At 71.3% G+C, this 23,269-nt stretch carries 24 protein-coding genes; 14 read left to right on the forward strand and 10 right to left on the reverse strand.

Annotated elements, in window-relative coordinates; genetic code table 11:
* Positions 1-50: 50 nt before the first annotated feature.
* Positions 51-419 carry a VOC family protein gene (locus ACIHFD_RS26605; RefSeq protein ID WP_350733169.1) on the reverse strand — a complete coding sequence of 123 codons (369 nt, stop codon included), beginning with the start codon at positions 417-419 and terminating at the stop codon, positions 51-53.
* Entirely contained in the window at positions 416-1,015 is a 600-nt protein-coding gene (locus ACIHFD_RS26610; protein WP_397369150.1) for a dienelactone hydrolase family protein, read from the reverse strand. Before ACIHFD_RS26610 ends, ACIHFD_RS26605 begins: the two co-directional genes overlap by 4 nt.
* A gap of 90 nt (positions 1,016-1,105) precedes the next feature.
* On the opposite strand from ACIHFD_RS26610, the gene ACIHFD_RS26615 reads away from it, so the two are divergent.
* Positions 1,106-1,774 carry a hypothetical protein gene (locus tag ACIHFD_RS26615; protein WP_397369151.1) on the forward strand — a complete coding sequence of 223 codons (669 nt, stop codon included), beginning with the start codon at positions 1,106-1,108 and terminating at the stop codon, positions 1,772-1,774.
* A 54-nt stretch (positions 1,775-1,828) separates the two neighbouring features.
* Here the strand turns inward: ACIHFD_RS26615 and ACIHFD_RS26620 are convergent, their stop codons facing one another.
* From ACIHFD_RS26620 to ACIHFD_RS26630, 3 genes are all read right to left on the reverse strand, one after another.
* Positions 1,829-2,197 (reverse strand): hypothetical protein, encoded by a 369-nt coding sequence (locus ACIHFD_RS26620; protein ID WP_357725317.1) that lies wholly within the window; start codon positions 2,195-2,197, stop codon positions 1,829-1,831.
* 102 nt (positions 2,198-2,299) lie between these two features.
* A complete protein-coding gene (locus ACIHFD_RS26625) occupies positions 2,300-5,761 on the reverse strand; it encodes a tetratricopeptide repeat protein (protein ID WP_397369152.1) in 3,462 nt (1,153 codons plus the stop codon).
* Between the two features lie 99 nt (positions 5,762-5,860).
* The gene (locus ACIHFD_RS26630) at positions 5,861-6,553 is read right to left on the reverse strand and encodes a response regulator transcription factor (protein WP_185070386.1); all 693 of its coding nucleotides are present in this window, start codon (positions 6,551-6,553) and stop codon (positions 5,861-5,863) included.
* 176 nt (positions 6,554-6,729) lie between these two features.
* On the opposite strand from ACIHFD_RS26630, the gene ACIHFD_RS26635 reads away from it, so the two are divergent.
* The 10 genes from ACIHFD_RS26635 (at position 6,730) to ACIHFD_RS26680 (ending at position 12,746) form a co-directional block, all read left to right on the forward strand.
* A complete protein-coding gene (locus tag ACIHFD_RS26635; protein WP_397369153.1) occupies positions 6,730-6,981 on the forward strand; it encodes a MoaD/ThiS family protein in 252 nt (83 codons plus the stop codon).
* Between the two features lie 72 nt (positions 6,982-7,053).
* Positions 7,054-7,719, forward strand: a complete 666-nt coding sequence (locus ACIHFD_RS26640) for a DUF2993 domain-containing protein (protein ID WP_397369154.1) — start codon at positions 7,054-7,056, stop codon at positions 7,717-7,719.
* A 109-nt stretch (positions 7,720-7,828) separates the two neighbouring features.
* Positions 7,829-8,341 (forward strand): sigma-70 family RNA polymerase sigma factor, encoded by a 513-nt coding sequence (locus ACIHFD_RS26645; protein WP_350733182.1) that lies wholly within the window; start codon positions 7,829-7,831, stop codon positions 8,339-8,341.
* On the forward strand, positions 8,338-9,165 hold the full coding sequence (locus ACIHFD_RS26650) for an anti-sigma factor family protein (protein WP_397369155.1): 828 nt from the start codon (positions 8,338-8,340) through the stop codon (positions 9,163-9,165). The genes ACIHFD_RS26645 and ACIHFD_RS26650 overlap by 4 nt, the downstream gene beginning before the upstream one ends.
* A gap of 28 nt (positions 9,166-9,193) precedes the next feature.
* Positions 9,194-9,643 (forward strand): thioredoxin family protein, encoded by a 450-nt coding sequence (locus ACIHFD_RS26655; RefSeq protein ID WP_397369156.1) that lies wholly within the window; start codon positions 9,194-9,196, stop codon positions 9,641-9,643.
* A gap of 171 nt (positions 9,644-9,814) precedes the next feature.
* A complete protein-coding gene (locus tag ACIHFD_RS26660; protein ID WP_364258928.1) occupies positions 9,815-10,228 on the forward strand; it encodes a DUF4395 domain-containing protein in 414 nt (137 codons plus the stop codon).
* Positions 10,225-11,064, forward strand: a complete 840-nt coding sequence (locus ACIHFD_RS26665) for a sulfurtransferase (RefSeq protein WP_350733191.1) — start codon at positions 10,225-10,227, stop codon at positions 11,062-11,064. The genes ACIHFD_RS26660 and ACIHFD_RS26665 overlap by 4 nt, the downstream gene beginning before the upstream one ends.
* Positions 11,064-11,366 (forward strand): DUF1416 domain-containing protein, encoded by a 303-nt coding sequence (locus tag ACIHFD_RS26670; protein WP_185070393.1) that lies wholly within the window; start codon positions 11,064-11,066, stop codon positions 11,364-11,366. Before ACIHFD_RS26665 ends, ACIHFD_RS26670 begins: the two co-directional genes overlap by 1 nt.
* A gap of 85 nt (positions 11,367-11,451) precedes the next feature.
* On the forward strand, positions 11,452-12,012 hold the full coding sequence (locus ACIHFD_RS26675; RefSeq protein WP_350733193.1) for an RNA polymerase sigma factor: 561 nt from the start codon (positions 11,452-11,454) through the stop codon (positions 12,010-12,012).
* Positions 12,009-12,746, forward strand: coding sequence for a methylated-DNA--[protein]-cysteine S-methyltransferase (locus ACIHFD_RS26680; protein WP_355204254.1), 738 nt, complete (start codon positions 12,009-12,011; stop codon positions 12,744-12,746). Before ACIHFD_RS26675 ends, ACIHFD_RS26680 begins: the two co-directional genes overlap by 4 nt.
* Here the strand turns inward: ACIHFD_RS26680 and ACIHFD_RS26685 are convergent.
* Positions 12,743-13,291 (reverse strand): helix-turn-helix domain-containing protein, encoded by a 549-nt coding sequence (locus tag ACIHFD_RS26685; protein ID WP_397369157.1) that lies wholly within the window; start codon positions 13,289-13,291, stop codon positions 12,743-12,745. The genes ACIHFD_RS26680 and ACIHFD_RS26685 overlap by 4 nt on opposite strands.
* Before the next feature lie 215 nt (positions 13,292-13,506).
* On the opposite strand from ACIHFD_RS26685, the gene ACIHFD_RS26690 reads away from it, so the two are divergent.
* Entirely contained in the window at positions 13,507-14,754 is a 1,248-nt protein-coding gene (locus tag ACIHFD_RS26690) for a hypothetical protein (protein ID WP_397369158.1), read from the forward strand.
* 24 nt (positions 14,755-14,778) lie between these two features.
* Here ACIHFD_RS26690 and ACIHFD_RS26695 read toward each other — a convergent pair whose 3' ends face one another.
* From ACIHFD_RS26695 to ACIHFD_RS26705, 3 genes are read right to left on the reverse strand one after another with little or no spacing between them, the layout of a single operon-like run.
* Positions 14,779-16,215 (reverse strand): hypothetical protein, encoded by a 1,437-nt coding sequence (locus ACIHFD_RS26695; protein WP_397369160.1) that lies wholly within the window; start codon positions 16,213-16,215, stop codon positions 14,779-14,781.
* 7 nt (positions 16,216-16,222) lie between these two features.
* Positions 16,223-16,867 carry a hypothetical protein gene (locus ACIHFD_RS26700; protein WP_397369161.1) on the reverse strand — a complete coding sequence of 215 codons (645 nt, stop codon included), beginning with the start codon at positions 16,865-16,867 and terminating at the stop codon, positions 16,223-16,225.
* Entirely contained in the window at positions 16,864-17,532 is a 669-nt protein-coding gene (locus tag ACIHFD_RS26705) for a hypothetical protein (protein ID WP_397369162.1), read from the reverse strand. Before ACIHFD_RS26705 ends, ACIHFD_RS26700 begins: the two co-directional genes overlap by 4 nt.
* A 170-nt stretch (positions 17,533-17,702) precedes the next feature.
* On the opposite strand from ACIHFD_RS26705, the gene ACIHFD_RS26710 reads away from it, so the two are divergent.
* Positions 17,703-19,646, forward strand: a complete 1,944-nt coding sequence (locus ACIHFD_RS26710) for a hypothetical protein (protein ID WP_397369163.1) — start codon at positions 17,703-17,705, stop codon at positions 19,644-19,646.
* Positions 19,647-19,813: 167 nt separating this feature from the next.
* The gene (locus tag ACIHFD_RS26715; protein ID WP_397369164.1) at positions 19,814-22,690 is read left to right on the forward strand and encodes an ATP-binding protein; all 2,877 of its coding nucleotides are present in this window, start codon (positions 19,814-19,816) and stop codon (positions 22,688-22,690) included.
* A gap of 51 nt (positions 22,691-22,741) precedes the next feature.
* Here ACIHFD_RS26715 and ACIHFD_RS26720 read toward each other — a convergent pair whose 3' ends face one another.
* On the reverse strand, positions 22,742-23,176 hold the full coding sequence (locus ACIHFD_RS26720; protein WP_397369165.1) for a YjdF family protein: 435 nt from the start codon (positions 23,174-23,176) through the stop codon (positions 22,742-22,744).
* Between the last annotated feature and the right edge of the window lie 93 nt (positions 23,177-23,269).

Consider the following 23,269-nt stretch of genomic DNA (forward strand, 5'->3'; position numbering starts at 1 on the left):
GTGGATCACGGCAACGTAATTGACCGCTTCCGCAACGTGTCGATCCGGCGCTACCCGCTCACCCAGAGGCAGAACGGGTGCCCTGCCGGGTCGAAATGCACGCGTACGTCGTCCTGTGGCTGGAAATCGGCCACGGTCGCGCCCAGCTCGACGGCGCGGGCGCTGCTCGACTCGAGATCGTCGACCTCGATGTCCAGGTGCATCATCATCTGCTGCCCGCCGGGCGGCGCGGGCCAGGCCGGGCGGACGAAGCCGGGGTCGCTCTGGAAGGCCAGCCCGGGGCCGCCTTCCGGCGCGGCGAGCAGCACCCAGTCGGGCTCCTCGTCCTTGACCCGCCAGTCGAGCAGCTCGCGGTAGAAGGCGGCCAGCGCCGGCCCGTCGAGCGCTTCCAGACAGACGGTCGACCACCTGAACCTCATGCGGGACTCCTGAAATGGGTCGTGAACCAGTTTCTGGCGTGCTCGGCCACGGTCTCCAGCGCGCCGGGCTCCTCGAACAGGTGAGTGGCCCCGGGCACGACGGTGATGCGGCTCTCGGCACTCAGACGCTGCTGGGCCTCCTCGTTCAGCTTCACCACGATCGGATCCCGGCCGCCCACGATGAGCAGCGTGGGCGCGCGTACCGCCGCGAGCCGAGGTCCCGCCAGGTCGGGCCGCCCGCCGCGCGAGACGATCGCGGAGACCGCGTTGTCCGGCTCGGCCGCCGCCCACAGCGCCGCCGCCGCGCCGGTGCTGGCCCCGAAGTAGCCGATGGGCAGCCCCGCCGCGTCCTCTTCCTCGCGCAGCCGGCGCGTACGTTCCAGCAGCCGCTCGGCCAGGAGCGCGATGTCGAAGACGTTCGCCCTGTCGGCCTCCTCCTGGGGCGTGAGCAGGTCGAACAGCAGGGTGCCCAGCCCCGCCTTGTTGAGCGCCCCGGCCACGTAGCGGTTGCGCGGGCTGAGCCGGCTGCTGCCGCTGCCGTGCGCGAACACCACCACTCCATGAGCGGCGTCGGGAACGACCAGATCGCCGGACACGTGCCCCACCTCCCTCCCCGTCCACCTGCCACTGCCCGTACAAGCCCTGGTCTATCCGCGCCGGTATGGGTGATCAGGCATACTGCACGGATGTCCGATTTCGCCGACTTCCGGATCGAGGGGCGGGCGGCTCTGCTGGCGGGCCGGGCGACCCACGACAGTCCCATGGTGGAGGGCGCGAGGCGGTGGGGAGCGGCGGCCGTGCTCCGCCCCTCGGGCGAGGTGCTGGACCGGCTGGCGACGCTGGCCGGGACCATCGAGGCGCCGGGGCACTGGGTGCACGGCAGGCGGACCCTGCACGTCACGCTCAGGTCCCTGGAGCCCTACCGCGACCGGATCCCGGCCGGCGACCCGCTCCGCGCGGTCTACCGGGACGCGCTGGCCGAGGCGGCGAAGGGGGTCCCGGCCGCGCGGGTGCGGCTGGCGGGCGTGAGCCCGCATCCCGGCGGCGTCCTGGTCTGCGGCCATCCGGAGGACGACACGCTGGTCAGGCTGTGGGAGCGGTTCGCGGTCGCGATGGCCTCGCGCGGGGTGCGGGACCTGGAGCACGGACGCGTACGCGACCGCTGGTACGTCAGCCTCGTCCACTTCGCCGGCCCGCTCGCCAGCCCCCGCCCGATCGTCGAATGGTGCGACGCCCACGCCGACGTCGACCTCGGCCTGGCCGAGCTGGACACGGCGGAGATCGTGCAGTTCGTGCTCGCGGACACGAGCATCCACGTCAAGGCGCTGGAGGAGGCCCGGCTGGGCCGGGCGTGACGGCGGGGCGCCACCCGGCCCCATTCCGAGGATGGCGCCCCGCCGTCGTCCAGGTCAGCCCAGCACCACCGCGGTGACGAACTGCAGCAGGTGCCAGGCCACGTAGGCGCTCAGCGAGCAGAAGGCCCACTCCTTGCCCCGGCTGATCCTGGAGATCCACCGGAGCTCCTCCGCGGGCTCCCTGCGCGCCTTGAGGGTCCTGGTGACGAAGTACGCCGACATCAGCCAGGCCGCCCCCGATCCGCCGAGCAGCCCCAGGGAGAGGGCCAGCAGGATCGGGGAGCCGCCCAGGAGGTCCGACGGCGGGAGCTGGCGGACCCAGGCGGCCAGCACGCCGGTGAGCAGGACAACAGTGATCCGCCGGTCCTTGCGCGCCTGGCGTTTGAGCCACTGAAGGTCTCGACGCAGATGGTTCTTGAGCATCCGGATCACCCCCGTTGGAGTAGCTGGTAGCACCAGCTAACGGAAATTTCCGGAGAAGATCTGCGACCTCACATCCTAGATTTCACGACTTTTAGCGATATTTCAGGACGTGGGGCTGGCCCCCAGCTCGCGGAGATCCTCCGACACCCGCCGTACCTCGAAGACGTCCCCCACCTCCTCCAGCAGCCGCAGCGCCTCCCGCAGATAGCCGCCGGCCGGGCCCCGGTTCCCCAGCCTGGCCGAGATCAGCCCCAGCGCCCGCAGCGCGCACCCCAGGTCCCGCCTGGTCCCGCACTCCAGATGGACGTCCCTGGCCTGGCGCGCGTGGACCAGCGCCTCCCCGGCCAGACCGAGGTCCAGCAGCACCATGGCCAGCGTCGTGAGCGCCGCCGCCCACCGGTCCTTCGTGCCGGTCTCGTTCTGCAGCTCGACCGTCTCCCACGCGAGCTTCAGCGCCTCCTGCGGCTCGCCCGCCGTGTGCAGCGCCTGCGCCATCGACAGCAGCGCGCTGGCCCGGTTGTCCCGCAGCTCCTCCCTGATCGCCAGCGACGACTTGGCCGCCCGCAGCGCGGGCTGGTGCTGCCCCAGCGACAGGTACGTGTTCGCCAGCGTCTCCTGCACGTCCGCCTCGGCCCGCCGGTTGCCCATGCCCTGCACGATGTCCAGGGCTTCGAGCGCGTACACGAACGCCACGTGCGGTAGCCCCTGCCGCCGCCGCACCCTGGCCAGCCGGTTGAGCATGCGGGCCTCCACCGGCTCGTCGCGGATCACCCGGCTGATCGTCAGCGCCTGGTTGAGGTAGTCGTCGGCCCGCAGGTAGTCGGACAGCCGCCAGTGCACCAGCCCGATGTCCCCGAGCGTCTCCGCCTTGCCCTGCTCGTGGTGGAGCTCCACCTGCACGGCCAGCGCCTGCTCGTAGTAGGCCAGGGCCTCGTCGTACCGGGAGCCGTTGCGCGCGATCCGGCCGAGCGCGCACAGGGCGCGCCCGCAGCCGTGCTGGTCGCCCGTCGCCGTGTACCCGGCCAGGGCCCGCTCGGCGTCCCGCTGCGCGTCGTGCGGCAGCCGCAGCAGGTCGTAGATCTCGGCCAGGCAGAGCAGCGTCTCGGCCTCGGCGTGCTCGTCGCCCAGCTCGTGGCAGATCGACAGCGCCTCCAGGCCCTCGGACAGCGCCGCGTTCGGCTCGCCCAGGTCCCGCTGCACCGTGGCCAGGATGATCAGGCTCTGTGCCGTGCCCCTGCGGTCGCCGAGCTCCTCGCGTACCTCCAGGGCCTGACCCGCGTGCTGCAACGCCAGTTCGTAGCGCTCCTGGGACAGGTGCAGCCGCGAGAGCGTGTGCAGGCTGCTCGCCACCCCGGTCAGGTCGCCGATCTCGCGGTAGAGGTCGAGCGCCTCGTCCGCGCACCGCAGGGCCTCCTCGTTGTGGCCCGCGATGCCGTGCACCTCGGCCAGGTCGTTGAGCGCGCGGGCCCGCCCTTCGGCGTCGCCGAGCGAGGCGAACTCCTCCAGCGCCTCCCCGATGAACCTGGCCGCGAGCGTCGAGGGCCCGATGTCCCGGTGGATCGAGCCCAGGTTGCTGCGCATGCGCGCGATCGCCCGCCGGTTGCTCACCTGCATCGCCGAGGTCAGCCCGGCCTGCTGGATCTCCAGGTTGATCTCGTTGTACCGCAGCTTCCTGAACGGCTCGAACACGGCCTCGGCCAGCCGCCACGCCATCCCCTGGGCGCCGCTCTCCTCGGCCAGCCGCACGGCCGAGACCAGCGAGCGCCGCTCGGCCTCGAACCACTCGGGCGCCGTCGCGGGGTCGGTCGCCACCGCCAGGTAGTGGTCGAGCAGCCGCGCCCTGGCCTCCCGCACGCCTGCCTCGGCATGCCGGCCCAGCTCCCTGGCCAGCCGCTTGACCAGGTCGTGCACCCGGTAGCGCGGCCCGGCCAGCGGCTCGACGAGATACGCCCGGTGCAGCCCCTCCACCGCCACCACGGCCTCGCTGACCGAGGCGCCGAGCGCGGCGGCCAGCACCTCGGGCGTGAAGTCCCGGCCCGGCAGCAGCCCCACGTGCCGGAACGCGCGCCGCTGCCCCGGGCTCAGCGACTCATACGCCAGGTCGAGCGCCGACCTGAACGCCTCCTCCGGATCGCCCACCAGGAGCGTCCCCGGCCTGCGCAGCTCCTGGACCCGCTCCTGCACGCTCAGCCCGGGGCTCTCGGCCAGCTTGGCCGCCGAGATCCGCAGCGCGAACGGGTGGTACGAGCACACCCTGGCCAGCTCGGCCAGCGCGTCCCGGTCGGCGGCCCGCGGGGAGTGCTCCCCGAGCACGGCCACCAGCAGCGCCACCGCGTTGCCGGGGTCGAGCACCGGCAGGTCCATGAGGTCGGCGTGCCCGGTGGCCCGCAGCGGCGCCATCCGCGTGCGGCTGGTCACCAGCACCACGCAGTCCTTGCCGCCCGGCAGCAGCGCCCGCACCTGCGCCGGGTCGGCGGCGTTGTCGAGGATGAGCAGCAGCCTGCGCCCGGCGATCCTGCTGCGGTAGAGCAGCGTCAGCTCGGCCTCGTCGTCGGCGGGCATGTGCTCGCCGACCCCGAGCGAGCGCAGGATCTGCCCGAGCGCCTCGGCCGGGGTCATCGGCGGCTGGCTCGGCGACTGCCCGCGCAGGTCGATCACGATCTGGCCGTCGGGGAACCGGCCGGCGTGCAGGTGCCCCCAGTGCGTCACCAGCGCGGTCTTGCCCACGCCCGGCAGGCCCTGCACGATCATGGTGTTCGTCCGCCTGGGCCGCTCCAGCCAGGCGGTGAGCAGGTCCAGGCTCTGCTGGCGGCCGGTGAAGTCGGACACGTCGGCGGGGAGCTGGCGCGGCTTCGGCACCTCGCCGAGGGGCAGCGGCTCCGCGAGCGCTCCCGGCCTGGTCAGGAACGGCGTCACCCGTCCCTGCCACGGCTCCGACAGGTGCTCCCAGCCGCCCGCCACATCGCGCAGCGCGGACGGGTCCGCGATGCGCAGCCGCCGGTAGCCGGGCCGTACCAGCCAGCCCCGCTGGACCCACTGCGTGAGCTGGCGCTGCACCACGTCGGGGGAGCTGCCCACGAGGTCGGCCAGCGTCTCCATGGACAGCGGCGGCGCGGACTCCGCGGCCAGCGCGTAACGCTCGTCCAGGTGCAGCAGCCACACGGCCAGCCGGGCGGCGACGGGGGCGCGGGCCAGCGACTCGTGCCTGCGGGCGGCCACGTTCCTGGCGAACAGCTCCTGCACCAGCGCCGTGGCCACGGCCGGGCCGGCGGCGGCGTGCTCGCGCAGCCGGCGCATGTCGATGGGCCAGGCCCGCACCTCGGTCAGCGCGTCCACCTTGGCGCGCTCGCCCGGGTTCCAGAAGGCGAGCTCGCCGACGAGGTCACCCGCGCCGCGCAGGTCGTGGATGGCCTCGCGCTCGCCCACGGGGGTGTATTCGCGGGCGTAGCCGTGGTCGATGAGGTAAATCCGGTGGGCGGGCCGCAACGGCGAGCAAATGGTCTCGTTACGCCGGAAGACGCGGGGCCTGGCGCCCTCGTCCACCAACGACCGGAACAGACCCACCCCGACACCACCAATCTGGGGACGGCGGTGTCCTCGTATGACAGACGCGAAACAACCTCAACGACAATGTGTCATATCGGCGGGTGCCTCTGTCAACGATCAGACGGCGGCGGTGTCCTGCCGGTCGGGGACGAAGCGGTAGCCGACGTTGCGGACCGTTCCGATGAGGGATTCGTACTCGGTGCCGAGCTTGGCGCGCAGGCGCCGCACGTGGACGTCGACCGTCCTGGTGCCGCCGAAGTAGTCGTAACCCCAGACCTCCTGCAGCAGCTGGGCGCGGGTGAAGACCCGGCCCGGGTGCTGGGCGAGGTATTTCAGCAGCTCGAACTCCTTGAACGTGAGGTCGAGCACCCGGCCGCGCAGCCGCGCGGTGTAGGTGGCCTCGTCGATCGACAGGTCGCCGCTGCGGATCTCGTCGGGCACCTCCTCCGTCGCGGCCTGCGAGATGCGGCCCGTGGCCATGCGCAGGCGCGCCTCCACCTCGGCCGGGCCCGCGCTGTCGAGCAGCACGTCGTCCACACCCCACTCGGCCGTCATCGCGGCCAGCCCGCCCTCGGTGACGATCACCAGCAGCGGACAGTCGATGCCGGTCGTGCGGATCAGCCGGCACAGGCTCTTGGCCTGCACGAGCTCCTTCCGCGCGTCGACGAGGACCGCGTCGGCGGGAGGCGTGTCGATCAGCGCGGACGCCTCCGCGGGTGAGACCCGGACCGAGTGGAGCAGCAGGCCCAGCGCTGGAAGCACCTCGGCGGACGGCTCGAGGGCGTTGGTCAGCAGGAGCAGGTTGCTCATTACGGCCTCCTCAAACACGCAAGGACCCGGGGGCTTCGTCGCCCAGGTCCCGTAGGTGAGGATATCCCACGAGTCGGTCGCGTCCATTGCGCGTCCAGCAGGTGAACAGCGCGTCTCTCGAAACAACCTTGTTAAGGGCGACGCACAATAGACCGGAAAGGGATTGTGAGGTGCCCATGGCCACGGGAAAGGTACGTTATTGGGCTGCGGCGAAGGAGGCGGCCGGAGTGGCGGAAGAGCCGTTCGACGCGGTCACTCTTGGTGAACTCATGACGAAAATCACACAGAAGCGTGGAGATCTGGCGCGCGTGGTGAGGCGTTGCTCGTTCCTCGTGGATGGCTCTCCGGTCGGCAAACGCCCTCATGACGAGGTCGTTCTCGCCGACGGGGCGACCGTGGAGGTGCTGCCGCCGTTCGCCGGCGGGTGATGGGGCCTTCCATGGGGGAATGAGTGAGGCCAGTCGATAGGCTCTTGACCCCCGCCACAGACAGGGAGCCCCATGCGGAAGCTGATCATTTTCCTGATCGTGCTGGTCATTCTCCTTGTCGCCGTCGACCGGGTCGCCGTGGCGGGCGTGGAGCGCGATCTCTCCAACCGGATCGCGGCCGCGACCGACCTGTCCGACAAGCCGACCGTGACAATTGAGGGCATCCCTTTTCTCACGCAGGCCATCTCGGGGCACTATCCGGAGGTACGGTTCAATCTCGGCACGTTCACCTACGGTGGCGTGCCGATCAAGAACCTCCGGGGCGCCGCCTACGACGTGACGGCTCCCCTGGCGGACGTCCTGCAGAACAGAGCCAACATCCAGGCCGGGCGCGTGGCCATCGCCGGCACCCTGACCAGGGCGACGATCGACAAGTACGCCCCCAGCGGCGTCAAGATCGGCGGCAACGGTGAGCGGCTCACGGCGTCGGGCGAGGTGACGGTCGGGGTGCAGAAGGTGAAGTTCAACGCCGAGATGCGGGTCGAGCTGGTCGACGGCGGCATCAAGATCCAGGCCGAGAAGATCGAGGGCGTGCCCGACCAGCTCGCGTCGCTCGTCTCCTACACCATCAAGTTCAAGGGGAAGCTGCCCTTCGACGTGAAGGTGACCGGGGTCAAGAGCGTGGCCGAAGGATTGGAGATCTCGGCCGAAGCGTCTGACGTGCCGATCCGTGGATGAGTCTGAACCGGTCCGGCCCGACGTACGTGATGAGGTACGTGAGAGAGCGCAGCGAGCGAGCCAATCGGCACAGCAGCGCAGCGCTCACAGGCCCGACGAAGGAGGGCCTGTGAGCGCAGCCGGCACCGCGGATGAGGAACTCGTGAGAACCCTCTTCGACGAGCATGCCGGGCCACTCTACGGCTACGTCCTGCGGCTGACCGGTGATTCCGGGCGGGCGGAGGATGTCGTGCAGGAGACCCTGTTGCGGGCCTGGCGACATCCCGACGCCCTCTCGGGCCGGCCGGTGCGCGCGTGGCTGTTCACGGTGGCCCGGAACCTTGTTGTCGACCAGCATCGGGCCAAGAAGGCCAGACCGCAGGAGACCGGGGACGAGGCGCTGGCCGTCATGCCGGCGGACGACGACCTGGAGCGCGCCGTCGAGTCGTGGGCGGTGGCCGAGGCGCTGGCCGTGCTCAGGCAGGAGCACCGTGAGGTGCTGCTGGAGGTCTACTATCGGGGGCGATCGGTGAAGGAGGCGTCGGCGACGCTGGGCATACCGCCGGGCACGGTCAAATCCCGCACCTACTACGCGTTGCGGGCGCTCAAACTGGCCCTCGAGGAGCGGGGGTTGGCGCCATGATGACGTGCGAGGAGGTAAGGCTCGCCCTGGGCGCGCACGCGCTGGGCGCGCTCGACCCCGACGAGGCGCTGGAGATCGACAACCACCTGGCGACCTGCGAGGAGTGCGGCCGCGAGCTGCTCGACCTCGAAGGCGTGGCCTCCTTTCTTGGCAAGGTGTCCGAACGAGACGTGGAGCTGGTGGCAAGCCCGCCGCGGCAGGTGCTCGACCGGCTGCTGAACGCCCGCGCGAAGCGCAACAGGCGCGGCCGGCTGCTGCTGGTGGCGGCCGCCTCCGTCGCGTTGCTGGGGGTCGGCGGCACGATCGTGTCGGTCGTGAACAGCGGCACCCAGCAGCAGGCGGCCTCCGGGGTGGCGGCTCCCGTGTCCACCGAGGAGCCGCAGACGATGCGGGACTCGGCCTCGGAGTCCGACCAGGCGCCGCTGAGCCGGCTGGCCGAGCCGACGCCGCAGGCCAAACGGCCCAGCAAGGCGGCGCCGTCAGCGTCGCCGTCCGCGTCGCCGTTCAAGATGGCCGAGGGCCTGAAGTTCTCCGGCGTGAACAGGGCCGAGAAGTACTCCGCCACCGTGTCGGTCTGGCCCGGCGGCAGCGGCACGGAGCTGGACGTGAGCGTGCGGGGCGTGCCCGTCGACACGACCTGCAGCCTCCTCGTCGTGGCCGGCGGGCGGCACGAGCTGACGGAGAGCTGGACGATCAGCCGCGAGGCGTACCAGGACAAGGCCGTCTTCAAGCGGTCGACGACGCTGCCCATGTCCGAGATCACCGCGTTCTACGTGGTCGACCAGAAGGAGAAGGTGCTGATCAGGATCCCGGTGCGGAAGTAAACGCGGGTGCGCGTGGTTGCATCGGGAGATGACTGGTTGGTGGGTGGCGCTGGCGACTCTGGCGCTCGGCTCTGTGATCGGGGTGGTTCGCCTGCGCCGCGACGGACGGGTGCGTGACACGGGTGGCGACCGGCTGTCCGAGGCCGACCTCGGCGCAGGTCTGGGCGAGCGGGCGACGCTGGTGCAGTTCTCCACCGCGTTCTGCCAGCCGTGCCGGGCGACCAGAAGGATCCTGGCCGACGTCAGCGGGATCGTGCCGGGGGTGGCCCACGTCGAGATCGACGCCGAGTCCCGGCTCGACCTCGTACGGCGGCTGGACATCATGCGCACCCCGACGGTCCTGGTGCTCGACACCAGCGGAAAGATCGTGAAAAGGGCCGCCGGCCAGCCCCGCAAGGCGGACGTCCTGGCGGCCCTCGCCGCGGCCGTGTCGCCGACGTCGTCTCACGAATCGTCTCACCAACCGGACGAGATGTGACAGATGACGAGACGCCGAGTAGTGTCTTCGGCATGTACCCAACGACAGAGCTGCTGACGAAGCGGCGCGCGGTTGATTTCTGCCGCGTGACCACCGCGCTCTGTCGCGCTGCCTGAGGACGATCCCGCGGACATCCGGTCCGCCCCGTCGACCCTTCAGGAGCATCCCGCGATGCGTGCCGATCCTAGAGCGCTGCGCTTCGGCGCGGCCATCACCACCCTGGTCCTCGCCCTCGTCCTGGTGACGGGGAGTGCCTGGCTTCTCGCCGTCCAGGCGATGGTCTTCGCACTCGGAGTCGTGGCGCGCTCGCCGTACACGATGCTCTTCAAGGCGCTCGTCAAGAGCGCCCCGAAGGAGACCGAAGACGCCCGCCCGCCGCGGTTCGCGCAGGCGGTGGGGCTGGTCTTCGCGATCGCGGGCCTGGTCGGATATCTCACCGGGATCACGCCGCTGGCCCTCGCGGCCACGGCGGCGGCTCTCCTCGCCGCCTTCCTCAACGCAGCCTTCGGATTCTGCCTTGGCTGCGAAATGTACCTGCTCATTCGCCGTCTACTGCCCGCCGCCAAAATGGAGGTTTCCAAATGAGCCGCTCCGCCGCCCTGGTGGACGCCGACTGGGTCGAGGCCAACCTCGACACTCCCGGAGTCGTCCTCGTCGAGGTCGACGAAGACGTCAGCGCTTACGACAAGGGCCACATCCGTGGCGCCGTGAAGGTCGACTGGCGGCAGGACCTGCAGGACCCGGTGCGCCGCGACTTCGTGGACAAGACCGGTTTCGAGGCCCTGCTGTCCGACCGCGGCATCTCCAACGATGACACCGTCGTGCTCTACGGCGGCAACAACAACTGGTTCGCCGCCTACGCGTACTGGTACTTCAAGCTCTACGGCCACTCCAACGTGAAGCTGCTCGACGGCGGGCGCAAGAAGTGGGAGCTCGACTCCCGCGAGCTGGTTCGGGACGTGCCGGAGCGGGCCAAGACGCAGTACGTGGCGCAGGAGCAGGACACCAAGATCCGCGCCTTCCGCGACGACGTGGTCGGCGCCATCAGCAAGCTCAACCTGGTCGACGTGCGCTCGCCCGACGAGTTCACCGGCAAGCTGCTCGCTCCCGCGCACCTCCCGCAGGAGCAGGCGCAGCGCGCCGGCCACGTGCCCACCGCCCGCAACATCCCGTGGTCCAAGGCCGCCAACGACGACGGCACGTTCAAGTCCGACGACGACCTGCGCACGCTCTACGGCGAGGCCGGGGTCGACTTCGGCAAGGACACCATCGCCTACTGCCGCATCGGCGAGCGTTCGGCGCACACCTGGTTCGTGCTGCACGAGCTGCTCGAGCAGGACAACGTGAAGAACTACGACGGTTCGTGGACCGAGTACGGCTCGCTCGTGGGCGTGCCGATCGAGCTGGGGGAGGCCCGCTGATGACTGCTGCACAGGGTTGCGGAGCGCCGGAGCAGACGATCACTCTGCCCGCCGGGATCGACCTGTCCACCCAGGCCGTGATCCAGGGCGTGGTGACCGGCGCCGGCACGGCGTACGCGCGTCTGCTCGACCACTCCGGCGAGTTCACCGGCGAAGTCGTGGTGTCCGACGAGGGCGTCTTCCGCTTCTTCGCCGCCCCCGGCGACTGGACCGTCCGCATCATCGCGGGCGGCGGCGTCACCAGGGACATCAAGGTCGAGGCGAAGCTGGGCGAGGTCTCCTCGCTCGCGGTCGCCGTCTGAGGCTGCTGAGGTAAAAGACCCGCGTCCGATCCGGACGCGGGTCTTTTCGGTGCAACGGATCCGGGCGCGCCGGTGTTGTACCAACGTGAGAGAAACCGACTGTCCCGACCCGGTGCGCAAGGCGCTGCTCGACGACCTCGACGAGGGGTTCGCCGAGCTGTACGGCGCCTACCGCGGCCTGGTCTTCTCGACCGCGCTGCGGCTGAGCGGGCGTTGGGCCGACGCCGAGGATCTCACCGCGGAGGCGTTCCTGCGTGCGTACAGGGCGCTGGCCGGATACGAGCGCGACCGCATCGCCACGCTCCAGCCGAGGGCGTGGCTGATGACGATCCTGATGAACGTCTGGCGCAACTGCGCCAGGACCAGGTCCCGCAAGCCGCCACCGGAGCTGCGGGACCAGCCGATCGAGGAAGTCGACCCCGGTCAGGACGTCGAGGAGGCCGCGGTGCGCCGCGAGACCGGCGACGAGCTGGCCGGGCTGCTCGGCCTGCTGCCCGAGGAGCAGCGGGTCGCGGTGGTGCTCAGGCACGTCGTCGACCTGCCGGTCAGCGAGATCGCCACCGTGCTCAGGATCCCCCAGGGCACGGTCAAGTCGCACGTGTCGCGGGGACTGCGGCGGCTGCGCGCACTGGGAGGTGCCCGATGACCCACGATCCACTGCTGGCCGGGCTGTCGGCGCTGGCCGCCGACGCGCCCGAGGGACTGCTCGACCGGATCGCGGCCCGCTGGGTACGCGTCCCGAGCCCGATCGGGGAGCTGCGGGTCGCGTTCACCGACCAGGGCGTGGCCTACGTGCGCCCGGGCGACGGGTTCGCCGAGGCGTTCAGAGGGCGCTTCGCCCGCCCGCTGCTGCCCGCCGAACGCCCGCCCGCCGGGCTGCTGCCCGCGCTGCGCACGGGGCGCCTGGGCCGCCTGCGGCTGGACCTGCGCGGGGTGAGCGACTTCCAGCGCGACGTGCTGGAGACGGTCCGTACGATCCCGCGCGGCGAGGTCAGGCCGTACTCGTGGATCGCGGAGCGGATCGGCCGGCCCAGGGCGGTGCGCGCGGTGGGCACGGCGCTCGGCCGCAACCCCGTGCCGCTGCTGATCCCGTGCCACCGCGTCACCCGGTCGGACGGCGTCGCGGGGGACTACGTGTTCGGCCCGGCGGCCAAGGAGCGGTTGCTGCTGGCCGAGGGCGCCGACCTGGAGCGGGTGCGGGAGCTGGCGGGGGACCGGGTGTTCTACCTGGCCAGCGACACCACGGGCGTGGTGTGCTTCCCGACCTGCCACAACGCCCGGCGCATCACGCCGCGGCACCGGCACGGCTTCCGCACCATCGCCCAGGCCAGGGCCGCCGGCTACCGGCCGTGCCGCACGTGCCGGCCCGCCAATGCCTAAGGCTTGATCGGGTAGCGCATGAGGAGCGTGGCGCGTACGACGTCGGGGCCGTGCGCGCGGTAGCCGTGCGGCACGTCGGAGATCCACGAGATGTGGTCGCCCGGCCCGGCGGTGAGCGGTTCGCGCATGGGGCCCGCGCTGAGCGTGCCCGTGAAGACCGTGACGTGCTCGCTCACGCCCTCGTGGTGGGCGGGCGAGGTCTGGGTGAGGCCCGGCGGGACGGTGACCCGGTAGAGCTCGTACGTGATCCGGTCGTCCTCGAACACCTCCAGCAGCTCCGCCTCCATCGCCCTGCCCCGCATGATCTGCGGCTCGGGCGGCGCGTCGAGTATCGCCCCGATCGGCACCCCGAGCTGCGCGGTGATCGCCCAGAGCGTCTCCGCCGTCGCGTCGACCTTGCCGGTCTCGACGTCCGACAAGGTTTCTCTGTCGATGCCCGCGCGCTTGGCGAGCTCCGACAGCGACACGCCGCGCTCGTGCCGCAGCCGCCGGAGGCGATCTCCCACGACGTGGGGATCGGCGTCGAGTGCGGGCCGTGGCTCCATAGAGCAATGGCACGCGCCCCGCTGCGGGACCGCCATTTCCCCGCCGATAATTCTTTTGTCACTGCCCAGGGACCACACCCGCACTGGCATGCGGAGCATCGCGCTTTCCGGGGTTGCTGCTGCGACATGTGTGACAGACCGATACGATTCTGCAGATGTCCGGTTCGACAGGTGTGGCGGCACCTCCCCGACCTGGGCCTACGCCGGCTCAGGGGATGCCGTCGCCGTATTCGCTGCCCCTGCACGCCCTACGGCTGGCGGGGAAGTGCGCCCTGCCACTGATCCTCTGGTACGCCGCCGGTCAGCTGACCCGCTTCGTCCTGCTCTACGCCGCCACCGAGGTCGCCTACGGCGACTTCCGGCAGGTCCGCCTGGTCCTCGTGATGACGCTGCTCACGTTGATCATTCTGTCGGTGATGACGGTCACCGCCGGCATGCTGTACTCCCTGCGCAACGCCCTGTGGGAGATGCGCGCGAAGACCGAGCAGGGCATGCAGGACGAGCGCTTCTTCCGGGTGCTCGACCGGGTGGCCCCGGCCTTCGCCGTGCTCTACCTGGCGTGGGGGTTCCAGACGGAGGACGCCAGGGACGTCTACCAGATGGACCTGTTCCACCACATCTACGACCAGACGTCGGCGTCCTTCTTCGGGGAGCAGTCCCAGGTCGGCCGGGGACTCACGGACCTCGACTGGCGGGTGTCGCTGGGGGCGATGGCCGTCATGTTCGGGCTGAAGCTGCTCTTCGCCAAGCTCCTGGAGAAGACCGAGGGCAACGGCAAGTTCTACGGCTTCTGCGCGGCCTTCTCGGAGTTCGCCTTCGTCTTCTACGGCCTGAACGCTACCCTCTACATCGGCACCGCGCGCACCGACTGGGTCGAGCACCGCAACGTGGTGGCCGGCACGGAGGAGCTCTGGGCCGAGGCGCAGAAGAACGTGCCGCTGTGGGAGACCGTCACCGGCTTCCTCGGCGACGCCTGGCCGTTCTTCCTCGACGCCGTGGCCGTCCCGCTGGCCTGGCTCACCGTGGCGATGCTCGTCTTCGGCTCGTACTCCGACGAGACCCGCGCCCTGGTCAAGGGCACTCGCCTGGAGCGGGGCGTGGACCGGCTGGAAGGCACCCACGACCTCACCCAGAAGTCGTTCGACCATCTCACCGGCGGGTTCAGGGACCGCTGGCTGCCGCTGGCCAACTCGCTGCGGATGGTGGTCAAGGCCGGCCTCCCGCTGTTCGGCATGATGTGCCTGTGCTACGTGGGCCTGCTGGTCGGCGGGGAGTACGCCGAGCGGGGGCTGCGGTGGCTCATCGGCACCGAGCGGGAGTGGGTGTGGCAGTTCCAGGGGCCGCCGCTGAGCTTCGTGCGCGAGACGGTCGTGGCCGTGCTCACGATGGCGCTGCTGGCGGCCACGTACGACCTCGCGGCCACCAGGGCACGGCTCAGGGGCGAGCCGTTCGAGGACGTCTGAGCCGGCTCCGGGACGTCCGAGCGGTCAGCGCCGTCTGAACCGCAGGACGTCCGCGTCGCCCTCCAGGTTGGCCGCTGTGTCCCGCTTGAAGAGGTCCGCCGTGGGCGTGTCCGAACGGTAGTTGCTCGGCCTGAAGGACAGCTCGACCTCGTCCGCCACCGCGGTCGGCACCACCGCCGCGGCCAGGAACTTGTACTCCTTGCCGACCTCCAGCCGGTCCGTCGGCCGGTCGCTCTGCGGATCGACGCTCACGACCCAGCTGCGGCCGGCGCGGTCCTCCAGCTTGGCCTCGGTGAACAGGCCGGTCTTGGTGACGCTGCCCGCGTCGAGGATCTTCTTGGTGATGTCCACCCTCAGCGCGGTCACCTCGGGGCCGTACGGGAGGTTGTCGGGCATCTCGATGCGGGTGACCGTGGCCCGCCACTCGATGTTCTTCACCTTGGCCGCCTGGCCGGCGGAGACGACGGTCTCCTTGGTCTCCTTCGTGGTGGTCTTCTCGTAGAAGAGGTAGCCGTCGTACGACTGGGCGCCCATGGTGACCAGCGACACGACGACGGCGGCCACGGCGACCAGCACCGTGCGCTTCTTGCGGCCTCCAGGGGCGGCGGCCCGCCGCGACCCGGGAGGGGCCTCCTGCGGGGCCTCAGGCGACGGCTCGGGCCCGGACGCCTGGTGGGCCACGGGCTCCGGATCGGGGCTCTGCCGGCGCGGGAGGGGCGTGCCGGGGCCCTGCTGCGGCGACACGGGCATGGCGGCCGGGACGGCCGGCAGAGGCTGTGTGGAGCCGCCTACGGGCTCTCGGGGGGCCGGGGGCCACACCTGCTGGTCGGGCTGGGCGGCGTGCCGGGCGCGGGGCTGCTGCGGGGTGGGGCGAGGCGGCAGCCCCGGCCTCCGCGCCGGGCCCTGCGCGTGTGCCGGTCCCTGGCCGTGCGCCGGGCCTCGCGCGTGTGCCGGGCCTTCCCCATGGGCGGGGCTCTGACCGTGCGCCGGGCCCTGGCCGTGCGAGAAGCCTTGCGAGGGGCCTTGGGCGTCCGCCGGAGGCCGGGCGTGGGCGGGGCCTTGGGGATGCGTGGGGCCCTGTGGCGCGTTGGGCCACTCCAGCGCCTCCTGCGGCGGGTTGGGCCGGCCCATCGCCTCCCGAGGCGCTTCAGGCCAGCCCATCGCCTCCTGCGGCCCGTTCGGCGCGCCGTAGCCCGGAGGCGGCGTTCCACGGCCGCCACGGCCGGGCAGGTCGCCCGCGGACGGCACCCGGGGGACCGGCGCCGTCTCCTCGCCGAGCAGGTCCTGATCGAGGCGCGGGTCGTGCCCGGAGCGCCGTCCCTGGCCGGGCGGCGGTGCGCCGCCGCCGGAGTGGTTGCCGAGGCCGGGCGGCGGCTCCTGGCTGGGCGGGGGCGGGGCCGGATCGTCCTCGCGCCGCGGGTCGTTCCTGGGCGAGAACCAGTCGCGCTCGTTCGTGCTCATCCTGAGATCACTTCTTGTCGGTCGAGTAGACGTCCTGAGGCGAGGCCGCGAGCTTGCGCGCGCCCTCGTCGTCCAGGCCGAGATCCACCTCGACCTCCGGCTGGTACGGCTCCACCACGAACCCCTTGTTCAGCCCGAACACGACATGCGCCCCCGCCAGCTCGGACGACGGCACCTCGAAGAAGAAGCGCCCGCTCTTCCAGATGTCCGGCTGCACCCACGACATGGCCATCGTGAGGTCGTTGCTGACCCGGTCGGTGGCGTCGAACCTCTTCCCGTCGGCGGTCAGCAGCTCCGGCTGCTCCAGGTGATAGGGCTTGAGGCTGGACTTGGCCGTGACGTTGACGACGAGGAAGAGGTTGTCGGTCCCGATCGTCTTGCTGCCGCTCTGGATCGACTTCGCGGCCGTGAACGAGTCGAGCCGCAGGGAGAACCGCCGGGCGTCCACCATCTCGCCCTTGGCGCCCGTGTACGTGATCGGGTCGGTGATCTCACCCTCGGCCATGTGCAGGGTCTGCAGCCAGGCGGCGCCGCCCAGCAGCACCAGCCCGACGACGCCGCTGAGCAGCCGGGTGCCGATCCCCGGTCCCCGGCCCGCCCTCCTGCCGCGGCGACGGGGCGCGACAGTTGATCTTTGCTGCGTGGCGGTCACGTTGCGTCACCCTTCTTGACCGCAAGAGTCACCCGCGCCTTGATCTCGGGATAGAACTTCATGGTGTCGAGGTCCTCGTTGGAGACCATCTGCCAGCGCGGGACGTTGCTGCTGAAGCCGGGCTCGTACTCGAACGACGCGACGTCCATCGTGATCGTCTCCGGCGGCTGCTCGTTGTCCTTGAGCCGGTAGCGGAGGATGACCTGGCTGGTCACCCCCGGGTGGAGCTGGCCGGTCTCGCCCCCCTTGGCCTGGGCGAACGTGAACGGCCCCGCGTCCTTGGGGAAGGCGGGGGAGATCTTCACCAGGGAGCCGGCGAAGGAGTCGCTCGTGAAGGCCTGTTCCAGCTTCGCCGGGGGCAGGCCGACCTGGTAGGTCTTGTCGCCCTTGTTGGTGACCTCGAAGACCAGCTCCACGAACCGCTTGTCCTCGTCCCACTGCGACTCGGCCTTCTGCACCGTCACGCGCGACTCGACGAACTTGGTGGCATACAGGCCCTGATCGAGCACCGCGCCCGCGCCCAGCGCCTCGGGCTCCTCAGCGGCCTCGCTCAGTCCGCCCAGGAGGGCGGTGATGCCGATGGCGGTGAAAGCCACCAGGGCAAGGGCGGGCACCACTACCGGGCGTCTGGGCTTGTCACTGCTTGCGCCGGAGGGTTCCGTCATGGGTAAGGATGGTAGTAGGTCTCGCTTGTCCCATCTGCCGCAATACTCCCATCGGACTGGGAGAATTGCCGAGAAACCCTGCCGCTACGGGCCTCGAAGCTCATACGCTGTCACGGAGCGGAAAGGGTTGGCCCTTACTCCTAACGACATATCGGCGGCCGGAGGGTCACGTGACGGACGTGCATCCCGAGCATGCCCAGCTCCAGGCGGACCGCATCTACCTGGGCTGGCAGTACATCCTGCTGCACTCCGACCCTGGCCCGCCGCCCAAGCGCCCCTCTCCGCTCGAGGAGCCCGCCGACCCGCCCGGCCCCGTCGACCCGGACCTGCTGCGCCGCGAGCGGCTCCAGGAGGACATGCTCAACAAGCCCGTGCGGCTCGTCCGGACGTTCATGCTGGTGCTGGCCGTGCTCATCCTGGCCGCCGGGATCGCGGGCTACCTCGCGTGGCCGTTCGCGATCGCCGGGCTCTCCGCCGCCGGAGGCGTGGCGGGCATCTGCAGTTACGCGCTGTTGCAGGGCGACCGGGCGGTGAAGTACCGCGTGCTGGAGCAGCAGGCCAGGAACGAGCGCCGGCGCGAGGAACGTGACAAGGAGCTGTTCCGCGCCCAGGAGGAGCACGCCCAGCGCTACCGCGAGTGGCAGGACTCCAAGGAGCGCCACGACAGGCAGCTCTCGTGGTACGCGGTCGCCGTGCCGGACGAGATCGACCGCATCGACGTGGCGGGTGGCACGCTCCCCGGCTGGTCGGCGCTGATCACGCTGCTCGGCGCCACGCGGCTCTACAGCGGCGGCCACCTGACCGTGCTCGACCTGTCCGAGGGCGCGATCGCGAAGGACCTGATCGAGCTGGCCCGCAAGGGCGGCGACGACCCGCTGGTCTGGGTGCTGCCGGTCGATCTGCCCAAGCTCGACCTGGGGGCCACGCTCAAGCCGGAGGCGTTCGCGGACGTGCTGGCGCACGTGGTGAGCGTGAGCGAGGAGCACCGCACCACGCGCGACCTCAGCTTCGACAACGCGATCCTGGAGCGGGTGCTCGAGGTGCTCGGCGAGAACGCCACGATCAGCCAGGTCACGGCCGCGCTGCGGGCGCTCGCGCAGGTGGGCGACCCGCGCGACGACCTGAGGTTCGGGCTGATCACGGCCACCCAGCTGGAGCGCATCGGCACGCTGTTCGGGCGCGGGGTGAGCGAGCGGGTGGTGATCGAGCGGGCCTGGGCGCTGGAGTCGCAGCTGCGCAAGCTGGAGACGCTCGGCTCGGAGGCCGTACGGCTGCCGCCGGCGCGGCTGCGGGTGGTGAGCATGGACCGGCAGGCGGGCGCCTTCGGCAACCGGGTGCTCGGCACGTACGTGGCCACCGCGCTCACCCACATCCTGCGCCAGTCCCCGGCCTCGGACCGGCCCTGGTACCACACGATCATCGTGGCGGGCGCGGACAAGCTCAGGGGCGACGTGCTCGACCGGCTGATGGACGCCTGCGAGACCTCCCGTACCGGACTGGTCCTGACTTATCGGTCTTTGACCCCCACCGTGCGGGAGCGGCTCGGCAGGGGGCACGCGGCGGTGGCGTTCATGCGGCTGGGCAACGCCGAGGACGCGCGCGTCGCCAGCGAGCACGTCGGCACCGAGCACCGGCTGGAGCTGGCCCAGCTCACCGAGACGATCAGCGACTCGCTGCCCGGCCTCGACGGCGGCTACACCTCCACGATCTCCCAGATGGACGACGACGGCACGGAGGACCGCGACGAGAACCTCGCGGATCTGGCCGGCGACATCACCGAGTCCACCGAGTGGGGCAGGACCGCCGACAAGATCTCCGAGAAGGAGCGGGTGCTGCAGCGCTCGCGCGAGTTCCTCGTCGAGCCGCACCAGCTCCAGCAGCTCCCCACGACCTCGGTGATCGTCACCGACGCCACGGCCCAGGGCAGGCGCGTACGCCTCGCCGACGCGAACCCCGCCATCCTGACCTTCCCCAAGACCACGCTCGGCGAGCTGGAGGACGTACGCGAGGCCGTGCTCGCGCTCGACCCCCAGGCACAGGGCACCGACGGGGAACCCCCACCGAACCTCGGGCCACCACCGCCACGCCTGGACTGGCGCAAGGGCAGGCAATGACATGGTCAATGTCAACGTGACGAGCTGACGGTTGGCGGAATTTAACAAAGAACCGTCTGTGGGGGAATGAAATGCAGCCGAGTGTGTCGCTGAATGGGCCCTGGTATCGAATCCAGTCGATCGCAGCGCCTTCGCGAAGCTCGTCGGCGGAGTGGGATTTCGTCACCGTGCTGCCCGCGGTGCTGTCGGCGGCGCAACGCGACCGGCCGTTCGTCATCGGGTGGCTGTCGCGGGGATCCGGCGCGCCGCTCGAGCTCATCACCAACGCCGGGCCGTTGTCGCCGCCGCGCCAGCCGCGCAGGTCCACCGACGCGCCCGGCCGCCCGAGCGGGCCGCAGCCGCTGCTGTTCCCGGGCGGGGCGCGCGGGGTCCAGCTCGACGAGGAGTATCTCGCCGACCTGGCGGACCTGGTGTGGACGCCGTGCCCGGGCCGCCAGGCGCCGCCGCTGGGGAACAAGGGTCGCGAGTTCGACCCGGACGAGCTCAGGCGGCCGACGTTGTTCGAGTCGACGCTGGTGACGCTCATGTCGCGGCCCTTCGCCTGGCTGGTGGTGGCCGAGCCGACCGACCTGCTCGACGCCGAGGTGGCGCACCTGCGTACCCAGCTCAACGTGCTCAGGCAGTACGGGGACGCCTCCGAGCGCTCCCGCTTCGACGCCGAGCGGGCCGAGCGGCGCATGCAGGAGCTGGACGCCTTCAGGGAGGCCGGGCTCTGGAACGTTCGCGTGCTGGCCGGGGGCGCCACCGCCGAGGAGCTACGGCAGATCGCTCCCGTGCTGGTCGGGTCGGTCGAGATGAGCCATCACCCGTACCGGCTGCGCAGCTCGCACGGCGCCGCCTACGGCCTGTCGGAGGCCCTCGCCATCACCATGCAGGACCCGACGGACGGCGCCGCCGCCCCGTTCGCCGCCACCGCCGGGGCGCTCGCGGCGCTGGCCGGGCTGCCCAGGCGGGAGGTCCCGGGGGTGCGCGTGCTCGAGTCGGGCTTCTTCGACGTGACGTCCGAGGCCGACGGCGGCGAGCTGGAGCTGGGCGAGATCCTCGACGGGCAGGACAGGGGGGTCGGGACGTTCCGGGTGCCGCTGGCCACGCTCAACCGGCACGCGTTCGTCACCGGGGCCACCGGCTCGGGCAAGTCGCAGACGGTGCGCCACCTGCTGGAGCAGCTCAGCCGGGCCCGCATCCCGTGGCTGGCCATCGAGCCTGCCAAGTCCGAGTACGCCGCCATGGCCGGGCGCCTCGACGACCCGGTCACCGTCATCAACCCGTCGGCGCCCGACGGCGTGCCGTTCAGCATCAACCCGCTCGAACCCGAGCCCGGTTACCCCGTCCAGGCCCACATCGACATGGTCAGGGCGCTGTTCATGGCGGCGTTCGACGCCGAGGAGCCGTTCCCGCAGATCATGTCGCTGGCGCTGCAGCGCGTCTACGAGGCCACCGGCTGGGACGTCGTCACCGGCGGCGCCGTGCCGGGCTCGAACGTCCCGCCCAACATCCCCACCCTCGAACAGCTCCAGCAGCACGCCATGGACGTGATCAAGGAGATCGGTTACGGCCGCGAGGTCCAGGCCGACGTGGAGGGCTTCATCTCGCTCCGGCTCCGGTCCCTGCGGGTCGGCTCGGCGGGGCGCTTCTTCGAGGGCGGCCACCCCGCCGACATCGGCGGCCTGCTGGAGCGGGACGTCGTGCTGGCGATCGAGGACGTGGCCAACGACGAGGACAAGGCGTTCCTCATGGGCACGCTGATCATCCGGATCGTCGAGCACCTGCGGATGCGGGCCCGCCGGGAGAAGTCCCACGAGCTGCGCCACGTCATCGTGATCGAGGAGGCGCACCGGCTGCTGCGCGACCGCGGCCACGGCCGGGCCTCCACGCACGCGGTGGAGCTGCTGGCCGGGCTGCTGGCGGAGATCCGCGCGTACGGCGAGGGCATCGTGGTGGCGGAGCAGATCCCGACCAAGCTCGTCTCCGACGTCGTCAAGAACACCGCGCTGAAGGTCGTGCACCGGCTCCCGGCGGAGGACGACAGGAAGCTCGTCGGCGCCGCCATGAACCTCAGCGACGAGCAGTCCCGCCACGTGGTCTCCCTGCAGCCGGGCTCGGCCGCCGTCTTCGCCGACGGGATGGACCGGCCGCTGCGGGTCCGCGTACCCCTGGGGGAGTCCCGCGAGAAGGTGCTGCCCGGCCCGCCGCCGCCCATCCGCGGCCGCCGGTCCGCGGCGTGCGGCGCGTCCTGCCGTACCGGGCAGGCGTGCACGCTGGTGGAGCTGCGCGAGGCCGACGTGCTCGCCGACGCCCCCGAGTGGGCCTGGCTGCGCATCTGGTGCGACACGGTCGTGCTCGCCTTCGTCAGCAACCGGCCGCTGCCCGGCGTTCCGCGAGCCCTGGGCGCCGCCTGGGGCGAGCTGCCGGCGCGGCGCGGCGAGTGCCTGCTGGCGACCCTGATCGAACGCTCGGTGCAGCGGCGCGCCTGGTCGCTGCGCAGCTGGTTCGACCCCGCCCTGCTCACCGAGAAGGCCGCCGAGACCGCCACGCGGTTGCTCGCCGGGCTCGACGGCGGCGGGGACCGGCCGGGCGCCTCGTGGGTGATCCCGCAGGTTCGGTGGCTGCACGAGGTGGACAGGCTCTTCCCGTACGGCCACGCGGCCCCCAACCTGCGCAGCCCCGCGCCGCCCATGGAGTACGCCCTCTTCCGCCAGCCCCCGAACGGCAACGGCGCCAACCCCGACCTCGTGCACACCGAGCTGCTCGGGCACCGTGCCAAGGCGCTGCGGCACCACCCGCTGTCGATGGAGGTGGACCGGAACCGGGCGCTGGCCTGGCGGGTCATCCTGGGGGACGACGAGAACGAGGGGGTGCAGCGGGACATCACGACGGTGGCGATCGGGATCGAGTCGTCGGCGCGGCTGCGGCACGTGGGGCAGACGATGGGGGCGGGGTGGCTGGAGGGCGTGCTGTCGTGGCCGCGACGCTTCGTCCTGCCGTTCGACCACGGTGGCGCCCCGGAGATCGCCTTCGTCGACGCCGCCCCCTCACCGTCCTGACCTCAGAGGCTCAGCGGTCGCGGCGGGTCTCAGCGATGACGGTGGAGGGTCTCAGCGGTCGCGGCGGCGTTCGAGGCGTTTGCGGCGGGCCACCTCCCGCCGGTGCTCAGCCGCCTCCCGCCGCCGGGCCCGCCGGTCGTCCGCCGCCTCCGCCTTCCGGGTCTCCAGCTCCAGCCGCAGCGCCTCCTGCGAGGCCGTGCTCCGGCGGGACACCCCGGCCGCCGCCCGGGCCGCCAGTTTCGCGGCCCGCTTGGGGTTGACCCGCTTGGTCTCCCGCCCCTCCGAGGGGACGGGAGGCGCGGCGGCCGCCCGTTCGAGCAGCGCGACGCCGTGGCGCCGCAGGAACTCGTACAGCTCCGGATCGGTGGGCTCGGACCCGAGCGTGAAACGGGTCGCCCGGACCGTGCCGTCCTCGACGATCTCGAGTACGCCGACCCAGAACGGCCCGTCCAGATAGACCGACATCGTCACCACGTCGCCCTCCATGCGCGTATGCCAAATGACGGCCTGTCGAGGCCGCTTCCGGCACACCGGACATCCCATGGAAGGGCGGATACGGTGAAGCTTCGCCCGGGCTAC

The sequence above is a fragment of the Nonomuraea sp. NPDC051941 genome, assembly GCF_044593615.1.

What these genes read in the sequence shown, in the direction of transcription:
- ACIHFD_RS26680 (WP_355204254.1), top strand. Translation starts at nt 12,009, where the DNA reads ATGACCCACGATCCACTGCTGGCCGGGCTGTCGGCGCTGGCCGCCGAC.
- ACIHFD_RS26655 (WP_397369156.1), top strand. Translation starts at nt 9,194, where the DNA reads ATGACTGGTTGGTGGGTGGCGCTGGCGACTCTGGCGCTCGGCTCTGTG.
- ACIHFD_RS26620 (WP_357725317.1), bottom strand. Translation starts at nt 2,197, where the DNA reads ATGCTCAAGAACCATCTGCGTCGAGACCTTCAGTGGCTCAAACGCCAG.
- ACIHFD_RS26640 (WP_397369154.1), top strand. Translation starts at nt 7,054, where the DNA reads ATGCGGAAGCTGATCATTTTCCTGATCGTGCTGGTCATTCTCCTTGTC.
- ACIHFD_RS26605 (WP_350733169.1), bottom strand. Translation starts at nt 419, where the DNA reads ATGAGGTTCAGGTGGTCGACCGTCTGTCTGGAAGCGCTCGACGGGCCG.
- ACIHFD_RS26665 (WP_350733191.1), top strand. Translation starts at nt 10,225, where the DNA reads ATGAGCCGCTCCGCCGCCCTGGTGGACGCCGACTGGGTCGAGGCCAAC.
- ACIHFD_RS26630 (WP_185070386.1), bottom strand. Translation starts at nt 6,553, where the DNA reads ATGAGCAACCTGCTCCTGCTGACCAACGCCCTCGAGCCGTCCGCCGAG.
- ACIHFD_RS26720 (WP_397369165.1), bottom strand. Translation starts at nt 23,176, where the DNA reads ATGGAGGGCGACGTGGTGACGATGTCGGTCTATCTGGACGGGCCGTTC.
- ACIHFD_RS26695 (WP_397369160.1), bottom strand. Translation starts at nt 16,215, where the DNA reads ATGAGCACGAACGAGCGCGACTGGTTCTCGCCCAGGAACGACCCGCGG.
- ACIHFD_RS26670 (WP_185070393.1), top strand. Translation starts at nt 11,064, where the DNA reads ATGACTGCTGCACAGGGTTGCGGAGCGCCGGAGCAGACGATCACTCTG.
- ACIHFD_RS26690 (WP_397369158.1), top strand. Translation starts at nt 13,507, where the DNA reads ATGCCGTCGCCGTATTCGCTGCCCCTGCACGCCCTACGGCTGGCGGGG.
- ACIHFD_RS26635 (WP_397369153.1), top strand. Translation starts at nt 6,730, where the DNA reads ATGGCCACGGGAAAGGTACGTTATTGGGCTGCGGCGAAGGAGGCGGCC.
- ACIHFD_RS26615 (WP_397369151.1), top strand. Translation starts at nt 1,106, where the DNA reads ATGTCCGATTTCGCCGACTTCCGGATCGAGGGGCGGGCGGCTCTGCTG.
- ACIHFD_RS26650 (WP_397369155.1), top strand. Translation starts at nt 8,338, where the DNA reads ATGATGACGTGCGAGGAGGTAAGGCTCGCCCTGGGCGCGCACGCGCTG.
- ACIHFD_RS26705 (WP_397369162.1), bottom strand. Translation starts at nt 17,532, where the DNA reads ATGACGGAACCCTCCGGCGCAAGCAGTGACAAGCCCAGACGCCCGGTA.
- ACIHFD_RS26660 (WP_364258928.1), top strand. Translation starts at nt 9,815, where the DNA reads ATGCGTGCCGATCCTAGAGCGCTGCGCTTCGGCGCGGCCATCACCACC.
- ACIHFD_RS26685 (WP_397369157.1), bottom strand. Translation starts at nt 13,291, where the DNA reads ATGGAGCCACGGCCCGCACTCGACGCCGATCCCCACGTCGTGGGAGAT.